This window comes from Brevibacterium picturae (genome assembly GCF_030453725.1).
Classification (GTDB): Bacteria; Actinomycetota; Actinomycetes; order Actinomycetales; family Brevibacteriaceae; genus Brevibacterium; species Brevibacterium sandarakinum_A.
Window position 1 is genome coordinate 14,505 of sequence record NZ_JAKDJU010000010.1, and the last position, 23,831, is coordinate 38,335.

General features: G+C 62.2%; 22 protein-coding genes and 1 pseudogene. 14 read left to right on the plus strand and 9 right to left on the minus strand.

Translation table 11 applies throughout. The annotated features are described in order from the left end of the window. The first annotated feature begins 91 nt into the window (after nucleotides 1-91). The 7 genes from L0G76_RS02320 (at nucleotide 92) to L0G76_RS02350 (ending at nucleotide 8,676) form a co-directional block, all read left to right on the plus strand. Nucleotides 92-1,231 carry an ABC transporter substrate-binding protein gene (locus L0G76_RS02320; protein ID WP_301475791.1) on the plus strand — a complete coding sequence of 380 codons (1,140 nt, stop codon included), beginning with the start codon at nucleotides 92-94 and terminating at the stop codon, nucleotides 1,229-1,231. Beyond that, nucleotides 1,228-2,109, plus strand: coding sequence for an ABC transporter permease (locus tag L0G76_RS02325; RefSeq protein WP_301475793.1), 882 nt, complete (start codon nucleotides 1,228-1,230; stop codon nucleotides 2,107-2,109). Before L0G76_RS02320 ends, L0G76_RS02325 begins: the two co-directional genes overlap by 4 nt. Beyond that, nucleotides 2,094-2,993, plus strand: coding sequence for an ABC transporter permease (locus tag L0G76_RS02330; RefSeq protein WP_304355787.1), 900 nt, complete (start codon nucleotides 2,094-2,096; stop codon nucleotides 2,991-2,993). Before L0G76_RS02325 ends, L0G76_RS02330 begins: the two co-directional genes overlap by 16 nt. Continuing rightward, nucleotides 2,990-4,084 carry an ABC transporter ATP-binding protein gene (locus tag L0G76_RS02335; protein ID WP_301475797.1) on the plus strand — a complete coding sequence of 365 codons (1,095 nt, stop codon included), beginning with the start codon at nucleotides 2,990-2,992 and terminating at the stop codon, nucleotides 4,082-4,084. Before L0G76_RS02330 ends, L0G76_RS02335 begins: the two co-directional genes overlap by 4 nt. Beyond that, nucleotides 4,081-4,749 (plus strand): HAD family hydrolase, encoded by a 669-nt coding sequence (locus tag L0G76_RS02340; protein WP_301475799.1) that lies wholly within the window; start codon nucleotides 4,081-4,083, stop codon nucleotides 4,747-4,749. The genes L0G76_RS02335 and L0G76_RS02340 overlap by 4 nt, the downstream gene beginning before the upstream one ends. Nucleotides 4,750-4,775: 26 nt before the next feature. Continuing rightward, a complete protein-coding gene (locus L0G76_RS02345; protein ID WP_304355788.1) occupies nucleotides 4,776-5,684 on the plus strand; it encodes an endonuclease/exonuclease/phosphatase family protein in 909 nt (302 codons plus the stop codon). Nucleotides 5,685-5,874: 190 nt separating this feature from the next. Continuing rightward, nucleotides 5,875-8,676: an ExeM/NucH family extracellular endonuclease gene (locus L0G76_RS02350; protein WP_304355789.1), complete on the plus strand. Its 2,802-nt coding sequence runs from the start codon at nucleotides 5,875-5,877 to the stop codon at nucleotides 8,674-8,676. A 96-nt stretch (nucleotides 8,677-8,772) separates the two neighbouring features. On the opposite strand, the gene L0G76_RS02355 is transcribed toward L0G76_RS02350, so the two are convergent. Then, on the minus strand, nucleotides 8,773-10,032 hold the full coding sequence (locus L0G76_RS02355; RefSeq protein ID WP_096146546.1) for an MFS transporter: 1,260 nt from the start codon (nucleotides 10,030-10,032) through the stop codon (nucleotides 8,773-8,775). Between the two features lie 59 nt (nucleotides 10,033-10,091). Further along, complete coding sequence (locus L0G76_RS02360; RefSeq protein ID WP_096146545.1) at nucleotides 10,092-11,555, minus strand: benzaldehyde dehydrogenase; 1,464 nt, start codon at nucleotides 11,553-11,555, stop codon at nucleotides 10,092-10,094. A 222-nt stretch (nucleotides 11,556-11,777) separates the two neighbouring features. On the opposite strand from L0G76_RS02360, the gene L0G76_RS02365 reads away from it, so the two are divergent. Next, complete coding sequence (locus L0G76_RS02365) at nucleotides 11,778-12,551, plus strand: IclR family transcriptional regulator (RefSeq protein WP_096146686.1); 774 nt, start codon at nucleotides 11,778-11,780, stop codon at nucleotides 12,549-12,551. 5 nt (nucleotides 12,552-12,556) lie between these two features. Here L0G76_RS02365 and L0G76_RS02370 read toward each other — a convergent pair whose 3' ends face one another. Then, nucleotides 12,557-12,820, minus strand: coding sequence for a DUF2277 domain-containing protein (locus tag L0G76_RS02370; RefSeq protein WP_096146544.1), 264 nt, complete (start codon nucleotides 12,818-12,820; stop codon nucleotides 12,557-12,559). Nucleotides 12,821-12,904: 84 nt separating this feature from the next. Between L0G76_RS02370 and L0G76_RS02375 the strand changes: the two genes are divergently transcribed. After that, on the plus strand, nucleotides 12,905-13,648 hold the full coding sequence (locus L0G76_RS02375; protein WP_240513758.1) for a GTP pyrophosphokinase: 744 nt from the start codon (nucleotides 12,905-12,907) through the stop codon (nucleotides 13,646-13,648). 3 nt (nucleotides 13,649-13,651) lie between these two features. On the opposite strand, the gene L0G76_RS02380 is transcribed toward L0G76_RS02375, so the two are convergent. Both L0G76_RS02380 and L0G76_RS02385 read right to left on the minus strand, forming a co-directional pair. Further along, nucleotides 13,652-14,212, minus strand: coding sequence for a dihydrofolate reductase family protein (locus L0G76_RS02380; protein WP_096146543.1), 561 nt, complete (start codon nucleotides 14,210-14,212; stop codon nucleotides 13,652-13,654). Nucleotides 14,213-14,241: 29 nt separating this feature from the next. After that, a complete protein-coding gene (locus L0G76_RS02385) occupies nucleotides 14,242-14,556 on the minus strand; it encodes a hypothetical protein (RefSeq protein WP_127362789.1) in 315 nt (104 codons plus the stop codon). Nucleotides 14,557-14,640: 84 nt separating this feature from the next. Here L0G76_RS02385 and L0G76_RS02390 point away from each other — a divergent pair, with 84 nt between their 5' ends. From L0G76_RS02390 to L0G76_RS02410, 5 genes are all read left to right on the plus strand, one after another. Continuing rightward, on the plus strand, nucleotides 14,641-16,101 hold the full coding sequence (locus L0G76_RS02390) for a type I restriction-modification system subunit M (protein WP_164743312.1): 1,461 nt from the start codon (nucleotides 14,641-14,643) through the stop codon (nucleotides 16,099-16,101). Next, nucleotides 16,098-17,249, plus strand: coding sequence for a restriction endonuclease subunit S (locus L0G76_RS02395; protein ID WP_096146540.1), 1,152 nt, complete (start codon nucleotides 16,098-16,100; stop codon nucleotides 17,247-17,249). Before L0G76_RS02390 ends, L0G76_RS02395 begins: the two co-directional genes overlap by 4 nt. 141 nt (nucleotides 17,250-17,390) lie before the next feature. Further along, entirely contained in the window at nucleotides 17,391-20,798 is a 3,408-nt protein-coding gene (locus tag L0G76_RS02400; protein ID WP_304355790.1) for a DEAD/DEAH box helicase family protein, read from the plus strand. Nucleotides 20,799-20,834: 36 nt separating this feature from the next. After that, complete coding sequence (locus tag L0G76_RS02405; protein WP_096146538.1) at nucleotides 20,835-21,494, plus strand: hypothetical protein; 660 nt, start codon at nucleotides 20,835-20,837, stop codon at nucleotides 21,492-21,494. A 97-nt stretch (nucleotides 21,495-21,591) separates the two neighbouring features. Continuing rightward, nucleotides 21,592-22,350 carry an SDR family NAD(P)-dependent oxidoreductase gene (locus L0G76_RS02410; RefSeq protein WP_096146537.1) on the plus strand — a complete coding sequence of 253 codons (759 nt, stop codon included), beginning with the start codon at nucleotides 21,592-21,594 and terminating at the stop codon, nucleotides 22,348-22,350. A 1-nt stretch (nucleotide 22,351) separates the two neighbouring features. Here the strand turns inward: L0G76_RS02410 and L0G76_RS02415 are convergent, their stop codons facing one another. The 4 genes and pseudogenes from L0G76_RS02415 to L0G76_RS02430 all read right to left on the minus strand — a co-directional run. Further along, nucleotides 22,352-22,705, minus strand: a complete 354-nt coding sequence (locus L0G76_RS02415; protein ID WP_096146536.1) for a VOC family protein — start codon at nucleotides 22,703-22,705, stop codon at nucleotides 22,352-22,354. Beyond that, the gene (locus L0G76_RS02420) at nucleotides 22,702-23,040 is read right to left on the minus strand and encodes a DUF1499 domain-containing protein (protein WP_096146535.1); all 339 of its coding nucleotides are present in this window, start codon (nucleotides 23,038-23,040) and stop codon (nucleotides 22,702-22,704) included. The genes L0G76_RS02415 and L0G76_RS02420 overlap by 4 nt, the downstream gene beginning before the upstream one ends. 22 nt (nucleotides 23,041-23,062) lie before the next feature. Further along, nucleotides 23,063-23,596 carry an O-acetyl-ADP-ribose deacetylase gene (locus L0G76_RS02425; RefSeq protein WP_101583224.1) on the minus strand — a complete coding sequence of 178 codons (534 nt, stop codon included), beginning with the start codon at nucleotides 23,594-23,596 and terminating at the stop codon, nucleotides 23,063-23,065. Nucleotides 23,597-23,609: 13 nt separating this feature from the next. Further along, nucleotides 23,610-23,831: pseudogene (locus L0G76_RS02430) on the minus strand (Fic family protein); the annotation flags it as partial.

The following is a 23,831-nucleotide window of genomic DNA, read 5'->3' on the forward strand; positions in this document are numbered from 1 at the left end:
TCTATCGTGGACGTAGCTTGAACGATCCCAAGAGCCATTGCAAAGCGCGTGCGCACAGATCTGCGCACAAGTCCGAAAGGCGATTACACCGATGTTCAGACATACGAAGAAGCTCACTGCCGCCCTCACCCTGGGCACTATGGCAGTCCTGTCCGGTTGTGGCGGAGCCGGGGAATCCGAGTCATCGGCCGACTGGCGTGCAGCAACTTCAGCCGAAGACGGCGGAGGCATGGACGCTCTGGTCGAAGCTGCTCAGGCCGAAGGCACCCTCAATGTCATGGGGCTCTTCCCCGACTGGGCGAACTACGGCGGACTGCTCAAGGCGTTCTCGGACAAGTACGACATCGAGGTCAACAACGACACTTCGACCGGCGCCAGCCAGGATCTCATCAACGCCGTCAAGAACAGGCAGGGCCAGGAGAGTTCGCTCGACTACCTCGACACCGGCGAGTCCTTCGCCGTCGATGCCTCAGAGCAAGGCCTGCTCGCGAAGTACCGCCCGGCCACGGCCGATGATCTTCCCGAGAACATGCAGTCCGAGGACGGCACCTGGTTCAACCACCTCGGTGGGACCATGGCCATCGGCTGCGACACCGAAGCTGTGAAGACATGCCCGACGACCTTCGGAGAGCTCCTCGATTCCGACTACAAGGGCAAGATCGCCATTCGCGGCAATCCGACGACGGGCGAGGCCGGCTTCATGACGGTCATGGCCGCATCCCTGGCCAATGACGGCACGCTCGATGACATCCAGCCGGGAATCGACTACTTCGCGCAGCTCTCCGACAAGGGCAATCTCGTGCCCACGGAGGCCGAAGCCGGAACGATCGAGACCGGAGAGACCCCGATCGTCATCAACTGGGACTACCTGCTGCTGCAGTGGGCCGATGATCTGGCCGACGGCGGAGTCGATCTGTCGATCGAGATCCCTTCCGACGGGACCGTCGCCTCCTACTACGCCGCATCGGTCAATGACGACGCACCGCATCCGGCCGTCGCCCGCCTCTGGCAGGAATTCATCTTCAGCGATGAGGGCCAGAACCTTCTGCTCGAGGGTTATGTGCTCCCCGGTCGCCTCGACAGCATGGTCGAAGACGGCGCAGCCGATGAGAAGGCGCTCTCGCAGTTGCTCGACGATGCAGTGGACAACGAAGCACCTCAGCCCACACAGGAGCAGCGTGACTCGCAGGCCGAGGTCCTCGCCGACAACTGGGCGAAAGCGGTCGGATGATTTCTGCTCCAACCGATACCCGACGTCGATCGAGCCTGTCGCCGGCATGGGCCGCACTGGCCCCGCTGACTATCATCCTCGCGCTCTTCTTCGTCGTCCCGATCGGCGGAATGGTCGTGACCTCCCTGCTCGTCACCGGCAGCTCACCAGGGACCTCGGCCTTCAGCACAGACAACTTCACCGCCCTGGGGTCCGGCTCCCGGTCCATGGCGCTGAAGAACAGTCTGCTTCTGTCGTTCACGGCTGCGAGCGTCGCAGCCGTGTTCGGCGGCATCTGCGCATGGGCGATCTCAACAGTGAAGTCCACGGTCGTCGACTCCCTCACGGCAGTGATCTCCAGTGTTCTGGCCAACGACGGAGGGGTGCCTCTGGCGTTCTCTTTCATCGTCGCCGTCGGCAACACCGGCTACTTCACGGCGCTGATCACCGCGGTCGACTCCACCTTCACGCTCTACAGCGTCAAGGGCCTCATCCTCATGTACCAGTACTTCCTCATCCCGACGATGATTCTGCTGACGCTGCCCAGCTTCGTCGCACTCAAGCAGCAGTGGCGGGAGGCCAACACCTCGCTGGGAGGAAACAGCTGGACCTTCTGGCGCCGTGTCGGCCTGCCCGTGATCAGCCCGGCACTGCTCGGTGCCTGGCTGCTGATGTTCGGCTCGGCCTTCGGCACCCACGCCTCGGCCGCCGTGCTCATCGGCACCGGCGCCTTCCCCCTCATCCCCCTCGAGATCGCCGGGCAGCTCGCCGGCTCGGCTGCCACCGGCGGCGAAGGCGTGGCGATGGCTCTGGGTGTGACCACCGGCGTGATCGCGGTGATCGTGCTCATCGCCTTCAATGCACTGACGAAGAGGAGCGCAAAGTGGCTCAACAGCTAAAGCCCGGCAACCGTGAGCGCCACGGGGTGACGAAATTCCTCGCCTGGCTCCCGCTCGTCGCCTTGGCGATCTTCATCCTCACCCCGCTGCTGAGCTCGCTGACCTACTCGTTCTTCCGCTCCGATGGCAGCTTCACGACTTCGGGGCTGACCGGTCTCGCGGACTCCGGGCGGATCGTCGCTCCTCTGACTCGCAGCCTCATCGTGTCCGTGCTCGCAGCCGTCGTCCTCATCGCCACAGTCGTACCCGCGGTGGTCGCGGTCCATCTGTGGGCGCCGAAGATGCGCTCCGTCCTCAGCATCCTCTGCACTCTCCCGCTCGTGGTTCCCGCGATTGCGATCGTGGCCGGCCTCTCGGCGGTGCTGCGCAACCTGGCCTCCCACGGCCGAGGCAGCCTGGGCATGGAGCTGAACGCGATTCTGCAGTCACAGGATCTCCCCCTCGTCCTTGTGGGCACGTATGTCGTGTTGTGTCTGCCCTTCACCTACCGGTCGATCGATGCGGGTCTGTCGACGCTGCCGCTGCGCACACTCTACGAGTCCTCCTCCATCCTCGGCGCGCGCATGGGCACAACTCTGTGGCAGGTGGTGATGCCGAACATCCGCGGCCCGATCATGTTCTCTGCGTTCTTTACGTTCGCTCTCTCGATCGCCGAGTACACCGTGGCCGCGACCCTGTCGATCAATACGCTCCCGGTGTTCCTCAACACCCTCTCCAGCACGAACTTCCGTGGCTCGATCACGCTGTCCGTGCTTCTCAACCTCACGACATGGCTGCTGCTGGCCTCAGCGACTCTGAGCGCATCGCGCTTCGGACACCGCTCCACGGCAGAGCCCGAAGCGAACGTGGCGAACGAGCCTCGAAAGGAAGCCGAAATCTCATGAGCACAGCAGCGAAGAGCCCACCGCTCCAGGCAGCAGCCGAACGTCGGGACGAGTCGATGTCAGTCCGCTTCGACCAGGTCGGCAAATCATATGGCGACACCGAGGTGCTGCGTGATTTCAGCATCGACATCGCCGCAGGCAGCATGGTCAGCTTCCTCGGCCCCTCGGGCTGCGGGAAGACGACGACCCTACGCATCCTCGCCGGGTTCGAGCCCGTCAACAGCGGTGACGTCATCGTCGGCGGCGATTCCGTTCTGCAGCTGCCACCCAACCAGCGCAGCATGGGAATGGTCTTCCAGAGCTACAGTCTCTTCCCCAACCTCAGCGTCTTCGACAACATCGAGTACGGGCTGCGCATTCGCAAGGTCGACGGCGGGGCCCGGCGCCGTCGTTCCGAAGAGCTGCTCGAGATCTGCGGACTCACTGAGATGGGTACGCGCTACCCGCATCAGCTCTCCGGCGGGCAGCAGCAGCGTGTAGCTCTGGCCCGTGCCCTGGCCACACAGCCGAAGGTGCTCCTGCTCGATGAGCCGCTGTCGGCTCTCGACGCCTCGGTGCGCTCCTCGCTGCGAGACGAGATCCGTCGAGTGCAGCAGACCCTGGGCACCACCACGGTCTTCATCACCCACGATCAGGGCGAGGCCCTGGCCATCGCCGACAGGGTGGCAGTGATGAACGCGGGCAGGATCGAACAGTACTCGGCACCGCACGAGATCTATTCGCGCCCTGCCACAGCGTTCGTCGCCCGCTTCGTCGGGTCGATCAATGAATTCGCCGTGCCCGCGAACTGGGCGACCGGTGACCGCCTCCCGATCGCCTCGGGCGCCGATGACGTCATCTTCGTTCGCCCCGAGAATCTCAGCATCGCTGCCAGAGATGACGGTTTCCTCCAGGTCAAACGCCAAACCTACACGGGTGAACGGACCATGCTCCACCTCGGCCGGCCCGGCAGTGAGAATGCCCAATGGTCCGCATCCATCTCCTCTGCCGATGCCGACGCCCTGCAGACGGGCACCCGAGTCGAGGCCGCGGTGACGGCCGATGCCGCTCTGCGCCTACCTCGCGGTGAAGCCGAAGGAGCCACACCATGATCGTCTCCGACGTCGAGGGCGCGATCTTCGACTGCGATGGAATCCTCGTTGACTCCGAACAGCCGTGGATCGACCTCATGACGGCTTATCTGCGCCGCATCGGAGCCTCTGAAATCCCGGCCGAACAGCTGCGCGGGCTCACCGCCGCCGAGGCGGTCACCTCGCTGGGCGAGATCCATGAGAGCCTCGGCTCCCTCGCGGATGCGGCCCCGCCGGCAGCCGCCGAGGTGGACGCCGCCTACAGCCACGCGCTGGCAGATCTGAGCGCGCCCATGCCAGGGGCGCTGGAGTTCGTCACATCGATGTCGGGAGCCATCCCTGTGGCAGTGGCCAGCAACGGGAGAGCCGAGGACGTTCGGGGGCTGCTCAAACGTGCCGGAATGCTTGATCTCTTCGACGTCATCGTCACCATCGACGATGTCGAGCATGGCAAACCCGACCCTGCCCCGTACCTCCTTGCCGCACAACGCCTCGGTCTGGCCGCCTCGGCGGTGGTCGCCTTCGAGGACTCCCCCGTCGGCTCACGGGCCGCCGCAGACGCAGGCTGCATCGTGGTCGGCATCAACGATGATCCAGATGTCGAGCTGGCCGGGAACGTGCGTCTGGCCGACTTCGGGCAGCTGCGCTTCGACCGTGCTGCGCGCTCACTTCACCTGCTCCGATGAGCAGCCGACCGAAACAGGAGACCACCATGGCCACATTCACACTGCAGACCTGGAACCTCTGGTACGGGGGCCGCGAGGTCGACTTCGGCCAGGAGAAGCAGTACGCAATAGCCGCCCAGTTTCCCGCGGACGTGCTCGCGCTCCAGGAATGCTGGGGAAGCGCCGCGGAGAATCTGGCCCCGAAGATCGAAGCGGCCTGTGCGCAGTCCGGCTTCGACAACGCCGTGCTCAGCACCGGTGAGCTGAACGCGGTGAACACGGACACGATTCCCTACGCTCAGGCGGCCGTGATCCGACCGGTACCGGGCTGCGCTGAGATCCTGGTGTGGTCTGTGCATCTGGCCCCCTACCCCTATGCTGTCTACACTGCGCTGCAAGGCGGCGGCCAAACGGTCGCCGATGAAGAGGAGGCGCCACGGGTGAGGCAGATCGAGCAGATCCTCGCCGAAACCGACCGTATCTGCGCCGAACTGGGAAAACCGGAACTGCCGGTGGTGATCTGCGGGGACTTCAACACACCAGCCACAGGTGACTGGGCAGGACGGCCAGATCGGCCCGACATCGCATGGGGATCGCCGGATGCGCTGCTTGACGCCGGTTTCATCGATTCCTTCCGTCAGGTCCATCCCGATCCGTGCGCTGTCCGAGCCGACACCTGGTCACCGATCGAACCTCTCACCCATGCCGGGCACGAGGAGAAGCCGGAACCGGGACGCACCGACGGCGCCGAACCGCGCGACCGCCTCGACTTCATCTTCTCCAGGGGGCTGCAGATCGTCGACAGTGTGATCCGCGGCGCCAGCGTCGAAGGTCTTGAGGAACCAGGGTTCGTCGATGTCGGCGGCCGCTGCGAACACATTCCCAATCAGCGGCAAAACCGGTTCCCCTCCGATCATCAGCTGGTTGAGACCGTCTTCGCCTGCCCGGAGGACTGAGCCAGGTCACTGTGTCGCGACTTCGTGTCCGGACCGTGTAGTAGTCTCGAGTTCACCAGTGCACCCAGCGTTCATTCGCAGAGTTCACATCTCGTTCACAAGGTCGTCACCGATGACGCCCTGTCGCTGGATAGGGTGCATGCGACTGCACCGGAATCTCTCGCGGTGCCCGAGAACTCGAAAGGCTCCTATGACAGTCTCCAAGACGGCCTCATCGTGCGCGGCGCTCAGCCTCGTCGCGGCGATCGGCCTCACCCTTCCTGTCGCTCCGGCGACCGCGGCACTCGCCGCCGAAGATCCGCACATCAGCGAGATCGGCTATACGCTCGAGACCGACTTCATCGAGATCGCCGCCGATCCCGGCACCGACGTCTCGGGATGGACCATCGGGTCCGTCACTCGCGGCGGCAGCGTCCAGGCGGCGGAGAACACCACCACCGTTCCCGAGGGCACCACCGTCGGTGAGTCGGGTGCTGTGGCAGTCGATGTGCCGATCACGAACTCCGTGAAGTCCGGCAGCGCCGCCGACGGCAGCTATGGATCGTCTGCTTTCGCCATCGACGATGACGGTGTGCTCATCGGTTTCGAGCAGATCGGCGGAGTCATCGATGGCATGGGAGTGACGGGCAAGTCGAACAAGCACACCCCGGACGCCGTCGTCGGCGAAGAGGCCGGACCCACCGGTGCCACCGCTTCAGGCGGAGCGTCCATCCAACTCATCGACGGCACCTGGACATCCGCAGCCCCCACCCCGGATGCGCTGCCCGGTGACGACGGAGACGACGGTCCAGACACTCCCGTCCCCGAGGATGTCACCCCGATCGCCGAAATCCAGGGCACGGGGGACGAAAGCCCACTGCAGGGCGAGACCGTCAAGACTCAAGGCGTCGTCACAGCTGCTTACCCGAGCGGCGGCCTGAACGGATACTTCGTGCAGACACCGGGCACAGGTAGCGCCGAAGATGAGACACCAGGCGCCTCGGACGGCATCTTCGTCTACTCCCCCGACACGGTCTCCGACATCAGCATCGGCGACCATCTCGAACTGACCGGCAAGGTGTCAGAGCACTATGGGCAGACTCAGATCTCCGTCAGCGGCACAGGGAAGACGACCGTGGATGAGCCCGCCGAGGCAGTCAAACCGGTCGAGGACGTCTTCCCCGACGAGGCTGCCGCACGTGAAGCCCTCGAAGGCATGCTGCTGCAGCCCAGCGGGGAGCTGACCGTGGCCGACAACTACAACACGAATTCCTACGGCGAAGTGGTCCTGGCCACCGGCGACAAAACCCTTCCGCAGCCCACCGACGTGGCCCGACCGGGAAGTGCCGAAGCCAAGGCCATCGAGGCCGAGAACCTCAGTCGAGAGGTCGTCCTCGACGACGGTGCCACCGTGAACTATCTGGAGAACGACAAGGACACTGTCCTGCCCTATGTCTCGAACGACGCCCCCGTCCGGGTCGGCGCTCAGGCCACAATCACCTCGCCGGTGGTGCTCGGCTTCGATCACGAGAAGTGGCGCTTCCAACCCACCACCCGCCTGACCGGTGACAACGCCGAAGCGATCCAGCCTGCCAGCTTCGCCGACACCCGCACCGAGGCCCCCGAGAACATCGGCGGCCAGGTCAGCCTGGCCAGCTTCAACGTCCTCAACTACTTCACCACCACCGGCGATCAGCTCTCCGGATGCAGCTACTACGATGACCGTCAGGGCAACCACATCACCGTCCGCAGCGGCTGCGAGGCTCGCGGCGCGGCCAATGCCAAGAGCCTCAAGCGGCAGGAGACCAAGATCGTCACAGCGATCAACAAGCTCGATGCCTCGGTCGTCTCTCTCATGGAGATTGAGAACTCGTCCGTCTTCGGCGAGGATCGCGATGCTGCGCTGGGAACTCTGGTCTCACGCCTCAACGAGGCTGCCGGAACCACGAGGTGGGACTTCGTCCCCTCCCCCGAAGATGTGCCGGCAGATGAAGATGTCATCCGCACGGCCTTGATCTATCAGCCCGCCGAGGTGGCCCCGCAGAACGATTCCACGATCCTTGACGATCAGGCTGCGTTCTCCAACGCCCGCGAACCCCTGTCGCAGGCCTTCACACCGAGGGACGAGTCCGGTGAGTTCGAAGCCGACAAGACCTTCCTCACGATCTCGAACCACTTCAAGTCAAAGGGTTCAGGCGAAGGCCCCGGCAATGAGGACAGTGGTGACGGGCAGGGCAATTCGAACGCGGATCGTGTGAAGCAGGCGAAGTCCCTCGTCGAGTTCGCAAGCGAGCAGCAGAAGGCCGCAGACAGTGACTTCGTCTACCTGCTCGGCGACTTCAACTCCTATACGCAGGAGGACCCGATGCAGGTCTTCTATGAGGCCGGGTTCAAGGACGTCGCAGCCGAGAAGACGGACAAGTCGACGTATGTCTACAAGTCCCGGACGGGCAGTCTCGATCACGTGCTGGCGTTGGATGTTTCGGGTTCGAGCGCTCAGGCTGCCCTGCCGTCAAGTGCCTTCGATGCGATCATCGGCGCTGATGTCTGGAACATCAACTCGGTCGAAGCACTGGCACTCGAATACAGTCGCTTCAACTACAACGCAGGCGACTTCTACGCTCCGGATCAGTTCCGCGCTTCGGACCACGACCCGGTCGTCGTCGGACTCTTCGAGCCTGCAGATGATGGCGGAAGCGACGACGGCGCTTCGGACGAGGGCAACGCTGGGGCGTCGGACGAGGGCAACGCCGAGGCAGACGGCGGGGCAGACGGCGGCGAAGGCGTCTCGGCTGGCGCAGACGGCGGCGATGCAGAAGCGGCCGACGACGGCGCTTCCGACAGCAGCTCCGGTGCCGACAGCGATGCCGGCGACGACAGCGACGGCGGCGACGACCTGCCTCGCACCGGCGTCGATCCGACGCTGATGATGGCGGTTGCGGCCGGGCTGATCGTCATCGGTGCGAGCATCATACTCATCGTCCGTCGACGCCGCTTGGGAGGGCAACCCTAGCCGAGGGCTGAGATTGTGAGGGAAGAGAAGGTTGATTTCTGAGCTTGAGATCAACCTTCTCTTCCCTCGCTTTCGTCTGGGCCTCAGCCCTGACAATCATCGTCCGGCGGCGTCCACTGCCTTCGGAACGATCGCCATCGCTGCGAAGCCGAAGACGGCGACAACCGCGAAGAGATAGAAGCCCCACGGGTAGGCGATGCCTGCTGTGACGAGGGTGCCGGTGATGAACGGGCCGACGATGGCGCCGATGCGGCCCACTGCCGAGGTCATGCCGATCGCGGTACCGCGGGCAGTGGGCGGGTAGATCGCGGATACGAAGGCGTAGACGAGCACCTGGGCGGAGAAGACGAACACACCGGTGATGAAGACCGCGATGTTGAGCAGAACCTGGCTCGTCATCGGAATGCTCAAAGCAGCGAGGAACACGGCTGCGAGGATGAACCACAGCAGCACGATCGGCTTCGTCCCGTGCTTGTCCGCGAGCCAGCCGGCGATGACGAGGCCGACGACGGCACCGACATTCATGACGAACAGCATGACGAGGGAATCTGAGACCTCGTACCCGGCATCGGCCATGATCTTCGGCAGCCACGTGTTGAGGCCATAGACGAGCAGCAGGCCCATGAAGCTTGCTGCCCAGACGCCGATCGTGACCAGCTTGAACCGGCCCACGAACAGTCCTGCCACCCCGGTCTTCGGGGCCACGGCAGCAGTTTGGGCGGGACGGTCCTTCGCGGCCCGGGCATCGACGAAGGCCTGAGATTCGGGCAGCTTCCACCACAGCAGCGGGACGAGGACGAGTCCTGCCACACCCCCGGCGATGAAGAGCAGGTGCCAGTTATGGGAGTAGAAGACGGCGAGCAGAGAGATCGCCACGGCGCCGGCGTGGTAGCCGGTCATCGTCAGCGTCGTCGCCTTGCCGGTCTTACCCGACCTGTTGTGCTCGCTGATGTAGGCGAGGCAACCCGGCATCACCGCGCCCAAGGCCAGCCCGGCGATGAACCGGAAGGTCGTGAACAGTGCGACGTTCGGGGAGAATGCCACAAGCAGGGTGAAGATGCTGAAGATCAGCACGCAGACGATGATCGTGTAGCGACGCCCGAAGCGGTCTGAGATCGGCCCCACCGCCGCAGCCCCGAGGCCCACCCCTACCAGGCTCAGAGTCGCCACGAGCGTCGCGGCCTCGGTGGTGAAGCCGATGGCGTTCGTCGCCAGAAGCTCGGGGATCACCGCCCCGAGCACGACGAGGTCGAAGCCCTCGAGGGCGACGGCCAGCCAGCACAGGATCGCCGGCCAGCGGGTAGTGGCCGCCGTTCGGGCAGAGGTGGTGACAGGGGCTACGGCAGGTGTGGACATCGGTGTCTCCGGTCGGTCGTTCGCTCGGTCAGAATTCGAGGCGGTGCAGAATCAGCGGATCAGAATGGGTATGGGGCAATCTGGGAGCGCATCGTCACCCACTGGGTTTCGGTGAAGGCTTCGATGTTGGCCTCCGCTCCACCGAAGCGGGACCCGTTCCCGGAGTCCTTCGTGCCGCCGAAGGGCACGTTCGCCTCATCGGAGACGGTCTGCTCATTGATGTGGATCTTGCCGGTGTCGACGAGGTCGGCCAGCTCGATGGCCGTGCCCACATCGCCGAGGATGCCCACGGACAGCCCGTAAACGCTTGAGTTGACGAGCTCCGCGGCTTCTTCGAGGGTCGAGAAGCGGCTCACAGGCGCTACAGGTCCGAAGATCTCCTGCGTCCAGGCCGGGTTCGAGGGGCTCAGATCCGCCAACACCGTCGGTGGCACGAATGCTCCTTCACCGGTTCCTCCGGCGACGAGTCGTGCACCGTCGGCCTGCGCCTTGTCGATGATGTCGCGGATCCGGGTCCGCTGGTTGTCGTCGATGATTGGACCCAGCGCGACCTCCTCGGTGGCGGGGTTGCCTACGGGCAGGTTCCTGGCACGCTCGGCCAGCTGTTCGACGTATTCGTCGTAGATGGATTCGTGGACGAGGTGGCGACCCGTGGTCATGCAGATCTGGCCCTGGTGCATCCAGGAACCGAAGGCTCCCGCCGAGGTGGCCGGACCGACCTCTGCCCCGGGGAGGACGACGAGTGCGTTGTTTCCACCGAGTTCCAGGTGGCAGCTTTTGAGGAGGCGCCCGGCAGTTTCGCCGACCTTGCGTCCGGCTGCGGTCGACCCGGTGAAGGAGATGACCGAGACCTCAGGAGCAGAGACCACGGCTTCGCCGGCTTCCCGACCTCCGGGCAGGACCTGCAGGAGTCCCTCGGGAAGACCCGCCTCGGCGAAGATCCGGGCCAGGCTCACCCCACCGCAGACCGCGGTGCGCGGGTCCGGCTTGAGCAGGACCGCATTGCCCAGCGCGAGTGCCGGGGCGACCGAGCGGATCGAGAGAATGAGTGGGAAGTTGAAGGGTGCGATGACTGAGACGACTCCGGCGGGCACCCGGCGAGAGAATGACCAGCGGGGTTCGTTCGAGGTCAGGACCTGGCCCTTGGGGTGGCTGGTCAGGGCGGAGGATTCGTAGCAGATCTGCTCAGCAGAGCTGACTTCGAGACCTGCCTTGGCGGAAATCCCGCCCGATTCACGGATGATCCAGTCCGAGATCTCCTCGGCGTGCTCGGCCCACAGTGCGCCGGCCCGGCGGAGGACGGCTGCGCGCTCGGCAGGCGGCGTCTTCGCCCATTCCTTCTGGGCGGCCGCGGCACGGGTTGCGGCGGCGTTCACGTCATCGGCGTTCGCAGCGCCCAAGCGTCCCAGCGACTGACCTGTTGCGGGTTCGATGACGTCATAGGGCTCGCCTGCACCGTTCGTCCATGCCCCGGTGAAGATCTTGCCGTGCCACTGGGTGCCTAGGAAACTGTTCTCACTCATGTCGTTCTCCCCTATTCCTGCTCTGGTCGGGTCTTGACTGTGTTGACTTCGATGAGGGGCGATCAGGTGCTTGGCTGCCGCTCCTTCGAGGTCGGCCTTTTCGGGCGCGGGTGATGCACGCGACTGCCACCCTGAACGGCCACAATAGTGATGCAGGCCACGGGGAGCCATCGGTGATCCATTGATTGAGAATGCGAGCACTCTATGGCTACGATTGCGGTCATGGCGAACTCTCAATCGGGCGATTCCATGATCGATCGGCTGGTCCGAGTCCTCGGCTCGTTCGACCCCGATCATCCGAGCTTAAGCACCGACGAGCTGTCCGAGCGAGCGGGATTGCCGAAGTCCACGGCGTACCGACTGATCAACGATATGATGCGGCATAATCTGCTCCAGCGCGACCCCAACGGTCGAATCAGGATCGGCGTGGGAATGTGGGAGCTGTCGAATCGGGCCTCCGACGCCGTCGATCTCGCGACCGTGGCCAGACCCCACATGAGCGCGGTTCACGACTTCGTCGGCGAGAACACCCAGCTGGGCATTCTGCGCGAACGCGAGGTCCTCATCATCGAGAGGATGTCGAAGCCGGCAGCGGTCATCCACCGTTCGAAGACAGCCGGGAGACTACCTGCCCATGCCTCATCGTGCGGACTGGTGCTGCTCGCTCACGCTCCGAAGCACGTGCGAGAGGCCTACCTGCGCGGACCGCTCGCCGCGATCACCGAGAAGACGACGACCGATCCGGCTGTGCTGCGGACGATGCTGACGACGATCCGGACCTATCACTTCGCAGAGCTTGCCGGTCATATCGATGACGGCACCACCGGAATCGCGGTGCCCGTCTTCGACGGCAACGGGCTGACGATCGCCAGCCTCGGCGTCGTCGTCGACTCCGAGCACCACATCGGAGGGCCGGCGATCATGCAGGCCCTGCGCACCGCCTCGGCGGGGATTACGAAGGATCTTGAAGCTCGAGGGACGACCGTGGTGGACTGATTGAGTCAGGTTCGTGCCGCGAATCTGGCTCGTCGCTTCTCGGCCTCGACTTCACGATTCTTCGCCGGCGCAGTGGTCACCAACGCGTTGAGAAGATGCTGAGTCGTGTGAGCGATCTCTTCGACGGCCGCTTCGAAGGCCTCGGCGTTGGCGTGTGACGGCTTCGTCGTGCCCGCGATCTTGCGCACGTACTGCATTGCCGCGGCATGCACTTCGTCCGAGGTGGCATGGGGTTCGAAATTATGAAGGGTTCTGATGTTCCTGCACATGATCCAACGATACGCCGCAGTGCTGACATGGACAGAGAAGCGCCGAGGATACACTGACACAGGACACCCAGACACTGGAGAATCATGACCGAACGACAACAGCTCCCAAACATGGCCTTGACGCCGAATCAGGTGGCGAGCGTGCGATCGCTGCGGCACGACTTCTCGTTGCTGCTCATGCAGCATCGCTTCGTCATCGACGAGCTGCTGACCAAGATCTCGATTCTGCGTGAAGAGTCCTTCCACACGCACAGCTACAATCCGATCGAACACATCACCTCGAGGGTGAAGTCGCCGCAGAGCCTGCTCGAGAAGGTCAATCGCCGGCAGCTTCCACTCGACGTCGCGACGATCCGCTCGAAGATCACCGACATCGCGGGCATCCGCATCACCTGCAGCTTCATCGCCGATACCTATCACGTGCTCGACATGCTGACCTCGCAGAATGATGTTCGGATCGTAGAGATCAAGGACTACATCGCCAACCCGAAGCCCAATGGCTACAAGAGCCTCCATGCGATCCTCGAAGTGCCCGTCTTCCTCAATGGGGGCCCGACACCGGTGATCTGCGAAGTCCAGATCCGGACCATCGCCATGGACTTCTGGGCCAGCCTCGAGCACAAGATCCACTACAAATTCTCGGGTGAAGTTCCGGAGCGGCTCATCGAGGAGCTCACCCAGACCGCTGAGGTGGCCAGCCAGCTCGATCGCCGGATGGAGCAGCTGCACGCCGAGGTCCATGACAGCGAGCCCAGCAGCACTGCCGGCGAGGATTTCGATGAGGAAGCAATGCGGATTCTGTGGGAGCTGAGCTCACGGCAGGAATGAGACCTATCGCTTCGGACGATAGGTGCGCACGAAGGCCTCCCTGTTCGCCTCATCGATCTCGACGAGTTCCCAAACGATGCGCCTGCCGCCGGGAACATCGAAGATCCTGGTGCCGTCGCCGAGGAAGACCGGGGCGACGAAGACCTGCATCTCGTCGATGAGATCGACGTCAAGAGCCTGCCGGGCGATGTCGGCGCTGATGATCTGGATATCGCGATCACCGGCAATGGGCTGGGCCCGGTCGACCGCCTCGGCGATGGAGCAGTTCATGGCGGTGACGTTCGGATCGTCGGCGAGCTCCTCGGGACGGTGGGTGAGGATGAACTCGGTGCCCGACCACGCTCCCCCATAGGCGGCCGACGTCAGCTCGTCCCGCTCATCTGCCTGGTCCTTGGCAGCGTCATAGCCGCGGCGGCCGGAGATGATGACGGCAACCTTGGCCGCAAGGTCCTCGACCGTGCCCTCAGCCAGCGAGCCGAGGCCGGACATCCAGGACATATCGTGATCCGGGCCGGTGATGAACCCGTCGAGCGAACTTGTGAAACCCCATGTGACCCTGCCCATCACCCCTCCTTGAGCTGCGCGGCTGGAGATCAGTCGGCGAAACGGTCAAACGCCTCAATCAGGCGGGAGGCGATGTCGTCGACGGTTTCACCACTTCGCAGCGGAGTCAAGGTCTGATCCGGAGTCGCGATCATCCACTGAACCACGCTCTTGTCCCTCACCCAGGCAAACATGATGCTGCGGTCTCGCGACAGCTGAAGCTTCACTCCGACGGCGGGCGATCCGCTCATGTGCGATACGTGCTCGGAGAGATCGGGCCGTTGCTGCTTGATCGAGCTCAGCACTCTGTTGACGAGCATGGTGTGGTTGATTGCGTCCATTTCCAGACCTGTTGGAATATTCATGTGGTGGACGTTACCGGGATGTGCTGACACGGCCGGGCCCGCTCGGTTCATTCCCTGTCAGGGTTCTTCGATATGCTCAGTCATGTGATTACAGGTGATGTGAAGAACAAGGTCGATCAGATTTGGAACTCCTTCTGGTCAGGTGGGATCTCCAATCCCCTCGAGGTGATCGAGCAGATCACCTACCTTCTGTTCATCCGTCGACTCGACGAACTCGAAACGCACGCGGAGTCTCGGGCCAGCTTCACGGGCAAGTCACTCGAGAATCCGACCTTCGGCCCCGGTGAGCAGGACTTCCGGTGGAGCCGTCTGCGAAACCTCGAGCCCGAGGTGATGTACGACGTCGTCTCCGATGGGGTCTTCCCTTTCCTGCGGAAGCTTGGCGGAGACGGATCCACCTACGGTGGGCACATGCGTGATGCGCGCTTCACCGTCCCCAGCGCCCACCTCCTGTCGAAGGTCGTCGACCTACTCAGCGACATCCCGATGGACAAGCGCGACACCAACGGCGACCTCTACGAGTATCTGCTCTCCCAGATTTCGAGCTCGGGGACGAACGGGCAGTTCCGCACGCCCCGACACATCATTGATCTCATGGTCAAGATGAGCGCACCGAGGCCGGACGACGAGATCTGCGACCCTGCTTGCGGTACTGCTGGCTTCCTCGTCTCTGCTTCGGAACAGTTACGGCACTCCCACCCCGAGGTATTCACCAATAAAGAGCAGCGGCACTTCTTCCATAACAGCATGTTCCACGGGTACGACTTCGACTCGACGATGCTGCGCATCGGCAGCATGAACATGATGCTGCACGGCATCGAGCAGCCCGACATCCGCTACCGAGATTCCCTGGCGGAGAACGTCAGCGCCGAGGCGGAGAAATACACGCTAATCCTCGCCAATCCCCCATTCGCCGGCTCCCTCGACTACGAGGCCATGTCGCAGGATCTGCAGCGCGTGGTGAAGACAAAGAAGACCGAGCTCCTGTTTCTTGCTCTGTTCCTCAAATTGCTCAAGCCCGGCGGTCGCGCTGCGGTCATCGTCCCGGACGGTGTGCTGTTCGGCTCGAGCAAGGCACACAAAGAACTGCGGCGGACGCTCGTCGAGGAGCAAAAGCTCGACGGTGTCGTGAAGCTGCCCAGCGGTGTATTCAAACCCTATGCCGGTGTGTCCACGGCCATCCTGTTCTTCACAAAGACGAATTCCGGTGGCACGGAAAACGTGTGGTTCTATGATGTCCAAGCCGATGGGTTCAGTCTCGACGACAAGCGGAATCCAGTCGATGCGAATGATCTGCCGCAGGTGCTGGAGCGATGGGCTGAGCGCAATGGTTCGGAGAAGGACCGTGCGCGAACCGAGAAGTCGTTCGCGGTCCCCAAGTCCGAGATCGCCGAGCAGGGATACGACCTCTCGATCAACCGCTACAAGGAGATCGAATACGAGGAGGTCGAGCATCGTGCACCTCTAGATATCATTACTGACGTCGAGAAGCTCGACGCCGAAATCGCCAAGGACCTGGCCGAGTTGAAGGCGATGCTGTCATGAAGATGGCACCGTTGGGGGATGTTGCCGAGTTTGCAAGCGGGGGCACTCCGGATCGCAAAAATGAGTCCTTTTACCAAGGAGAGATTCCTTGGATCACAGGGGCAGACATCGATGACGAAGGACATGTACGCGCTCGGCACCACATCACCGAGCATGCAGTTCAGAAGTCGGCCACCAAAATTACAAGAAAGAACAGCCTACTGCTCGTCACCCGGACTTCAGTCGGAAAGACCCTAATACCTCCACACCCGGTCTCTTTCAGCCAAGATTTAACCGCGATCAGCCCCTGCGACAACCTTGACCTCAAATATCTATCTCGTTTTCTGCAGAGCAGATCTCAGTATTTCGAACAGCATTCAAGAGGCGCAACAATTAAAGGAGTCACACGGCAGGTCGTCGAAGACCTGCGCATCCCCTTGCCTCCCCTCGACGAACAACGCCGAATTGCCGCGATCCTCGACAAAGCTGACGCCATCAGCCAAAAGCGCCGCCAAGCCACCGCCCACTTGGAAACCCTGACCCAGTCCATCTTCCACGAGATGTTTGGAGCACCCGGCGAGTGGACTTCTCGCTGGAATTCCGCAACGGTCGGTGATTTAGCATTTCGCATCACTGATGGCGCACACCATACCCCAAAAAGACAATCGAGCGGAGTTCCGCTGCTCTCAGCTCGAAATATACGAAATGGATGGATAGACTTTGACAATACGGATTTTGTCGGTCAGGAAGAATATGATCGCTTAAAGAAGCGAGTGGACCCTGAACGTGGAGATATACTTTTATCATGCTCGGGAACTATCGGCCGAGTCGCAACTATAACTGTACCTGTCTCTATTGCGCTAGTAAGAAGCGTTGCCTTAATACGCCCACTTGATTCTGTAAATACCACTTTCCTGGCCGCGCTCTTATCGAGCTATACCTTGCAACGAGAAATGCACCGCCAAGCCAATTCATCCGCGCAAGCCAACCTATTTCAAAATCAGATCAGTCGACTTCCAGCGTTTATACCCCCCGAAAACCTTCAAGCAAGCTTCGCGCATCAGACGTCCCGACTAGTCGATGCCCGAATCAAATTGACGAACTTAAAAGAACAATCCGATGCACTGTTCACCTCCCTCCAGTCCCGAGCCTTCCGAGGTGAACTATGACGCGGGCTCTACACCTTCAATCGCGAATTGCCGGATTTCGCCACCGTCGTCACCCTCATGTCCGTCCGACCTGGCAAGATGGGAACTACACCAGCAATCGACGCTGATCACAGCAGGCGCACTGCCGCGTAGGAGGGGACGTTGACGAACTTCGAGTTCATCAGGGCCGAATGGCCGACGATCTTCAACGATTCCGCGCGCGCTGAATCCTACGTCTTCTCCGATCCTCGGTCCGCCTGCATCTACAGCAGACGCAGCATCGAACGCCTCGTCCTCCACCTCTACACAATCCTCGACCTCCCCACGCCGTACAAAGACGACCTCTCCGCGCGGATCAACGACCCGAAGTTCAAAGCTGAAACAGGAATCGGGATCCACCAAAAGCTGACCTTCCTGCGCAAGCTCGGCAACAACGCCGTCCACAACGACACCCCCGTCCCTGTCGATGCCGCAATCCGCGCCCTCAGCGAGCTCTACCTCGTCATCATCTGGGCCGCGTTCCACCACTCGCGCATCCCCGACGATGTCCCCGCGGGGACGCAGTTCGATCCGAAGGTCGCTCACCGAGCCGCCCCGCTCAGCCCTGCAGAACTGACCAAGCTGGTCGACAAGTTCAAACAGCAGGACGAAGAGCTGGCCGCCGCGAAGAAGCAGCTGGCCCAGATCTCCGCCGATGTCGACGCACAGATCGCCACAGCGACCGCAGACAAAGACTCGCAGATCGAAGAACTGCAACGGCAGATCGCCGCTGCACAGAGTTCCAAAGTCACCACCCTCGATTCCCAGGAGTGGAAGGAAGACCGCACCCGCACTGACCTCATCGACGTCGACCTCGAGCTGGCGGGGTGGGACCTTGACGAGCCCAACGTCCGCGAATACCGCATTGCAGGTCTGCCCACGCCTTCTGGCGTCGGGTATGCCGACTATGTGCTGTGGGGTACTGACGGAAAGCCCCTGGCTGTCGTCGAAGCCAAGCGCACCTCGGCGAGCGTGGAGGCAGGACGCCACCAAGCAGAGATGTACGCGGATGGTCTCAAGAAGACCTTCGGACGCCGTCCCATCATCTTCTTCAGCAACGGCGACCGCCACCACCTCTGGGACGATGCCGGCGGTTACCCACCGCGGGAGGTCCACGGGTTCTACACTCGGGACGAACTCGAACTCCTCATCCAGCGCAGGTCCACTCGGGTTCGACTCGAAGGTCGGCCGGTCAACGGCGACATCGTCAACCGCGGATACCAGCAAGAGATCATCGCTCAAGTCGGCAGAGACTTCGACAATCGGCAGCGTGAAGCCCTGCTCGTCATGGCCACCGGGTCAGGAAAGACGCGGACCGCCATCGCCCTCGTCGACCAGCTGATGAAAGCCAACTGGGTCAAACGAGTCCTGTTCCTCGCTGACCGGCGAGCCCTCGTCAAGCAGGCCGCCGGTGCGTTCACAGCGCACCTGCCCAATGTCACCACAGTCAATCTGCTTGAAACAGGCGTAAAAGAACAAGCCTCAGGCCGAGTCTTCGTCTCGACGTACCCAACGATGATGGGCCTCATCGACAAAGGCGACGATACGGTCTTCGGCCCTGGCTACTTCGACCTCGTCATCATCGATGAGGCACACCGTTCGGTCTATCGGAAATACAAGGCCATCTTCGACTGGTTCGACAGTCTCCTGCTCGGACTCACCGCCACGCCGAAGGACGAGATCGACCGCAACACTTTCAGCCTCTTCCATATCGAAAACGGGGTGCCCACTGGCGCATACACTCTCGAGCAGGCGATTGCCGACAAATACCTGACTGAGCCGCGCGAGATCAATCTCGGAACAAAATTCCTCGAAGAGGGCATCCACTACGCGGACCTCGACGAAGAGGAACGCACCGACTGGGACGAACTCGAATGGGACGACGGCACGATTCCAGACGACGTGCACGCAACCGCGCTCAATAACTACCTGTTCAACGCTGACACCGTCGACATCGTCATCAACAAGCTGATGGCCGACGGGCTGAAGATCGAGAGTGGTGACACGCTCGGCAAGTCGATCATCTTCGCCCAGAACCAACGCCACGCCGACTTCATCCAACAGCGCTTCGACATCCACTTTCCTGCCTTCGCCGGTCGGTACGCACGCGTCATCACTCATCAGACAGACAGCGCCCAGGACCTCATCGAGAAGTTCAAAGACCCGAAACAATACCCGCAGATCGCGATCTCCGTGGACATGCTCGACACCGGAATCGACATTCCCGAGATCCTCAACCTCGTCCTGTTCAAAAAGGTGCGTTCCAAGAGCAAGTTCTGGCAGATGATCGGACGCGGAACCCGCCTGAGCCCTGACATCTTCGGCCCCGGACACGACAAGACCGAGTTCTACGTCTTCGACTTCTGCTCCAACTTCGAATACTTCAATGAGCAGTTCGACAAAGCCGAACCCAGGCAGGTGCTTCCGCTTAATCACCGCATCGTTCGCACTCGAGCCGAGCTTCTCGCCGCCGTCAGCTCACGATCCGATCTCTCTGGAATGCGATCAAGCCTGTCCGGCGAGCTCGCCCGTTTCGTCAGGGGCATCCCCACAGAAAATCGCGCCGTCCGCGCGCATCGCAGATGGGTGAGCGACTTCGCCGTGGATGCATCCTGGAGTCAGGCTGATCCCGAGACCATCGCGGAGGCGGTCGACCACCTCGGCGGACTTCCATCCGCAGCGATCGACTCCTCCGAAGAGGCGAAGCGCTTCGACCTCATCGTCCTCAGCACCCAGCTGTCCGCGCTTGACGGCATCTTTGAGACCCCGGCGAGCCGCACAATCCGAGATATCGCCGAGGTGCTTCTGACCAAACAGAGCATCCCTATGGTGGCGGCACAGGTCGAACTGCTCGAAGACATCGTCCGTGCCGAATGGTGGCAGGACGTGACACTGCCGGATTTGGAAGACCTTCGCGTGCGCCTGCGCGAGCTGGTGAGGTTCGCACAGGGCAAACGGCAGAATCCGATCTACACGGACTTCGTCGACGAGTTGAGGGAGAACGAGTCCTCGACTTTGCCGACTCATGAGCCGGGCCTCAACATCGACCGGCTGCGCGACAGGGCTCGCACGTACCTCAACGATCATAGGAACCACCTCGCGGTGCAGAAGCTGATGCGCAATCAGCAGCTCACCGAAGCCGACCTTGACGCACTCAAGAACATCCTCATCGACGGCGGCGTCGGCGACGATCAGACGATCCAAGCCGCAGCTAAGACAGCCGACGGGTTGGGACTTTTCGTACGGTCACTGATCGGCCTGGACAGGGCAGCTGTCATGGAGTTGTTCGGTGAGTATCTCGACGAATCACGTTTCTCTGCGGTGCAGATCGAGTTCGTTCGCCAGATCGTCAACGAACTGTCGACGAACGGAATCGTCGAACGTGGACGTCTGTTCGAAGAACCGTATACCGACATCTACTCCGGCGATGTCTTCGAGCTTTTCCCCGGCGGAGCGCTAGCGACGATCGGTGCCCGCCTCGATGAGGTGAAAGAGCGAGCCGTGCCTGTCGATGCCGAGCCGACCGGGTAGCAAATGATGCTCATCAACTGAGGGAGTTGACAGTACATGGAAATGGGTTGGAATCCCGACACAGTCATCGCCTTCGCTACGTGCGTGGCTGCGGCTGCAGCCATCGTTGCCGGAATATTCGCCGCACGCTCGTTCGTGGAGATGAAGAAGCAGGCAAGTGAGGCCGAGCAGCAAACCGCTCATGCTCGACGGCAGGCCGAGCAATCGGAGAAGCAGACTGAAGAGGCGCGTGCGCAATCCAAAGCGGTAGCCGAACAGCTCGAGTGGGCCCGCGTCGACAGAGAGCGTGCTCAAGCTGAATCCGTGGCGGCATGGACAGAGTCCGTCGGCAATGATCTTGTCGTTGTCGTCCAGAACCAATCGCTGACGCCAATATTCGATGTGCGCCTGGCGACTTGTCTAGGCACGGACAACCGACCAAAGCGCTACTACGCAGCACGGAAGACAGTTCTGCCTCCGTCGAAGGACGACGGTCACAAACTAGCTCCCGCCACTGCCACGATCATGAACCTTGAGGACTGGCGCAAAAAGCACCCGAAAAACCCGTTGCCAAGGGTCGACCTGATTTTTAAGGACAAGTATGGAATCGAATGGCAACGACACTGGGACGGCCAATTGCATCCATACGAGTCCGAGCAACCCTTCCCCACCGAATGGTTGAAAGCAGATGGAACCTCGCTGACTGCAACCCCATAGGTGATCAAACAGACGGAATTTCGGCCAACAGTGCGCCGTTACACCTGCTGAGAGCCACAGAGTATGGCTCGTCGGAAAACGGAAGAAGGTCATCACAATGGCAGATTTCACGAACAAGGTCGCACTCGTCACCGGCGGAGGCTCGGGCCTCGGCGAAGCCATCAGCAAGGAACTCGCAGCCAGGGGCGCGAAGGTCGTGATCACCGACATCAATCTCGACGCCGCCCAGCACGTTGTCGATGAGATCACCGAGGACGGTGGCGCCGCCTCGGCGATTAAGCAGGACACCAGCGTCAAGGACGATTCCGCGAAGGTCGTCGAGTTCGCCGTCGACACCTACGGCGGGCTCAACTACGCGGTCAACAATGCAGGTATCAGCGGCAGCCAGGCACCGGCAGGTGAGACTGACCTCGACAACTGGGACAAGGTCATCGATATCAACCTCAACGGTGTGCTCTACGGGATGCGCTACCAGATCCCCGAAATGCTGAAGACCGGCGCCAAGGACAGCGCGATCGTCAACATGGCCTCGATCCACGGCTCGGTCGCGGCAGTCAACAACGGCGCCTATACCGCAGCCAAGCACGGTGTCGTGGGCATCACGAAGAATGCCGCAGCCGAATACGGAGCACAGGGCCTGCGCATCAACTCCGTCGGCCCCGGGTACATCATGACACCGCTGGTCGAGAGCAGCCTCGATGCGGAGACCCTCGACGGACTCAAGGCCAAGCACCCGCTCGGCCGACTCGGCACCGCCGAGGAGGTCGCCAAGGTTGTGAACTTCCTGCTCTCGGACGATGCTTCATTCGTCACCGGCGCCTACTACCTCATCGACGGCGGCTACACCGCGGTGTGAGTCACTGACGGTGCGCGGTGATGTTGACAACGTTGCCATCGGGGTCGCGGACGAAGAAGCGGGTCACGCCCCACTCCTCGGTGGTCAGCGGATGGACGATCTCGAAGTCGCTCGCTTGTGCCTCAGCGTATGCGGCATCGATGTCATCGACCTTGAGCGAGAGCACGGGGGTGACTGGAGCGCTCGCGTCCTCGGTGACGAGCTGGACGTGCGCCCCGGTCTCCGCCGAGGTGAAGCGGGCCACCCAGCCCAGGTTGAACTCCTCGGTGCCGAGTCCGAGGAAGTCCTCGTAGAAGCCTCGGGCCGCGTCGATGTCGGTCACCGGAATGTCGGGGATGACGTCGTGGACTCTCATGATCTGCTGCCTTCCGATCGATCAGGGAGCTCGAGCCCGGCCTTGATCCGTTGCACATTTCCCCTGTTCACTCCCCAGTCGAAGACCTGGAGGGGAAAGGCACAGGCGCTGCGGATGCGCACGACGGTGCCGTCCGACGCCTGATCGATGTGGACGGTGATCTTCTCGCCCCAACTCCTCCACGTCGCCCTGAACGAGGCACTGAGCACCCCGGGCCGCGTGGTCGCAATCGACCCGGCGGCACCCTGTAGGTTCCTCAGCACCTCGAATGCCCTCTGCCCGACATCGGCCGCGGCGATGGGGACGGTCATCGTCTCTTCATAGCTTGCACCCATACGTCCAGGATAACCACAGCCATCACCATTGGTCGTGGTCGAAGACCTGGCAGAACACGCTCGTCATCGAATCGCTGAAGAGGACGAAATTGACCTCGCGAATCGACTCCCAGCGTCCATGTTCCCGGCCGTCGACGATGACGGAATGGGCCGCCTCGGCGACGTCCCTGGCCGACCATCCGTAGACTCCCCCGCCGATAGCCGGGAAGGCCACCGAGGCGGCGCCGAGTTCAACGGCTAAGTTGAGGCTCGATTCGAAGCAGGACTCGAGCACCTCAGGATCGGCCTCACCCTGATGACGGTTCGGTCCGACGGTGTGGATGACCCACCTGGCTTTGAGTGCACCGGCGTCTGTTGCGACGGCTTGGCCGGCAGAAAGTCCACGCGGGTGACTGGTGCGGCGGACTTCGCGGCAGGCTTCGAGCAGTTCGGGTCCGGCTGCCTTGTGGATGGCTCCGTCGACACCGCCACCGCCCAGCAGGCTTGAGTTCGCGGCGTTGACGATCGCGTCCACGGAGGCCTCGGTGATGTCTCCCTCGAGTACCGTGATCTTCATGGTTCGAGTCTAGTCATCGCCCGCTTCGTCGCGCACTGTCCGCGAAAGCGTCGAGAACACTGAGTACACCCGGCTGCCGCCAGACGCGGTTCCTTCTACGTCCGGTTGCCTCGAGAAGAATGCCACGATCGACCAATGTGTCGATCGCACGCAACGCCGTCACCTGGTTGGTCCCCAGTTCGGCGGCGACGAAGCTGAGATTGACCACTGGCTGCGCAATCAGCGTGGGCAGCAA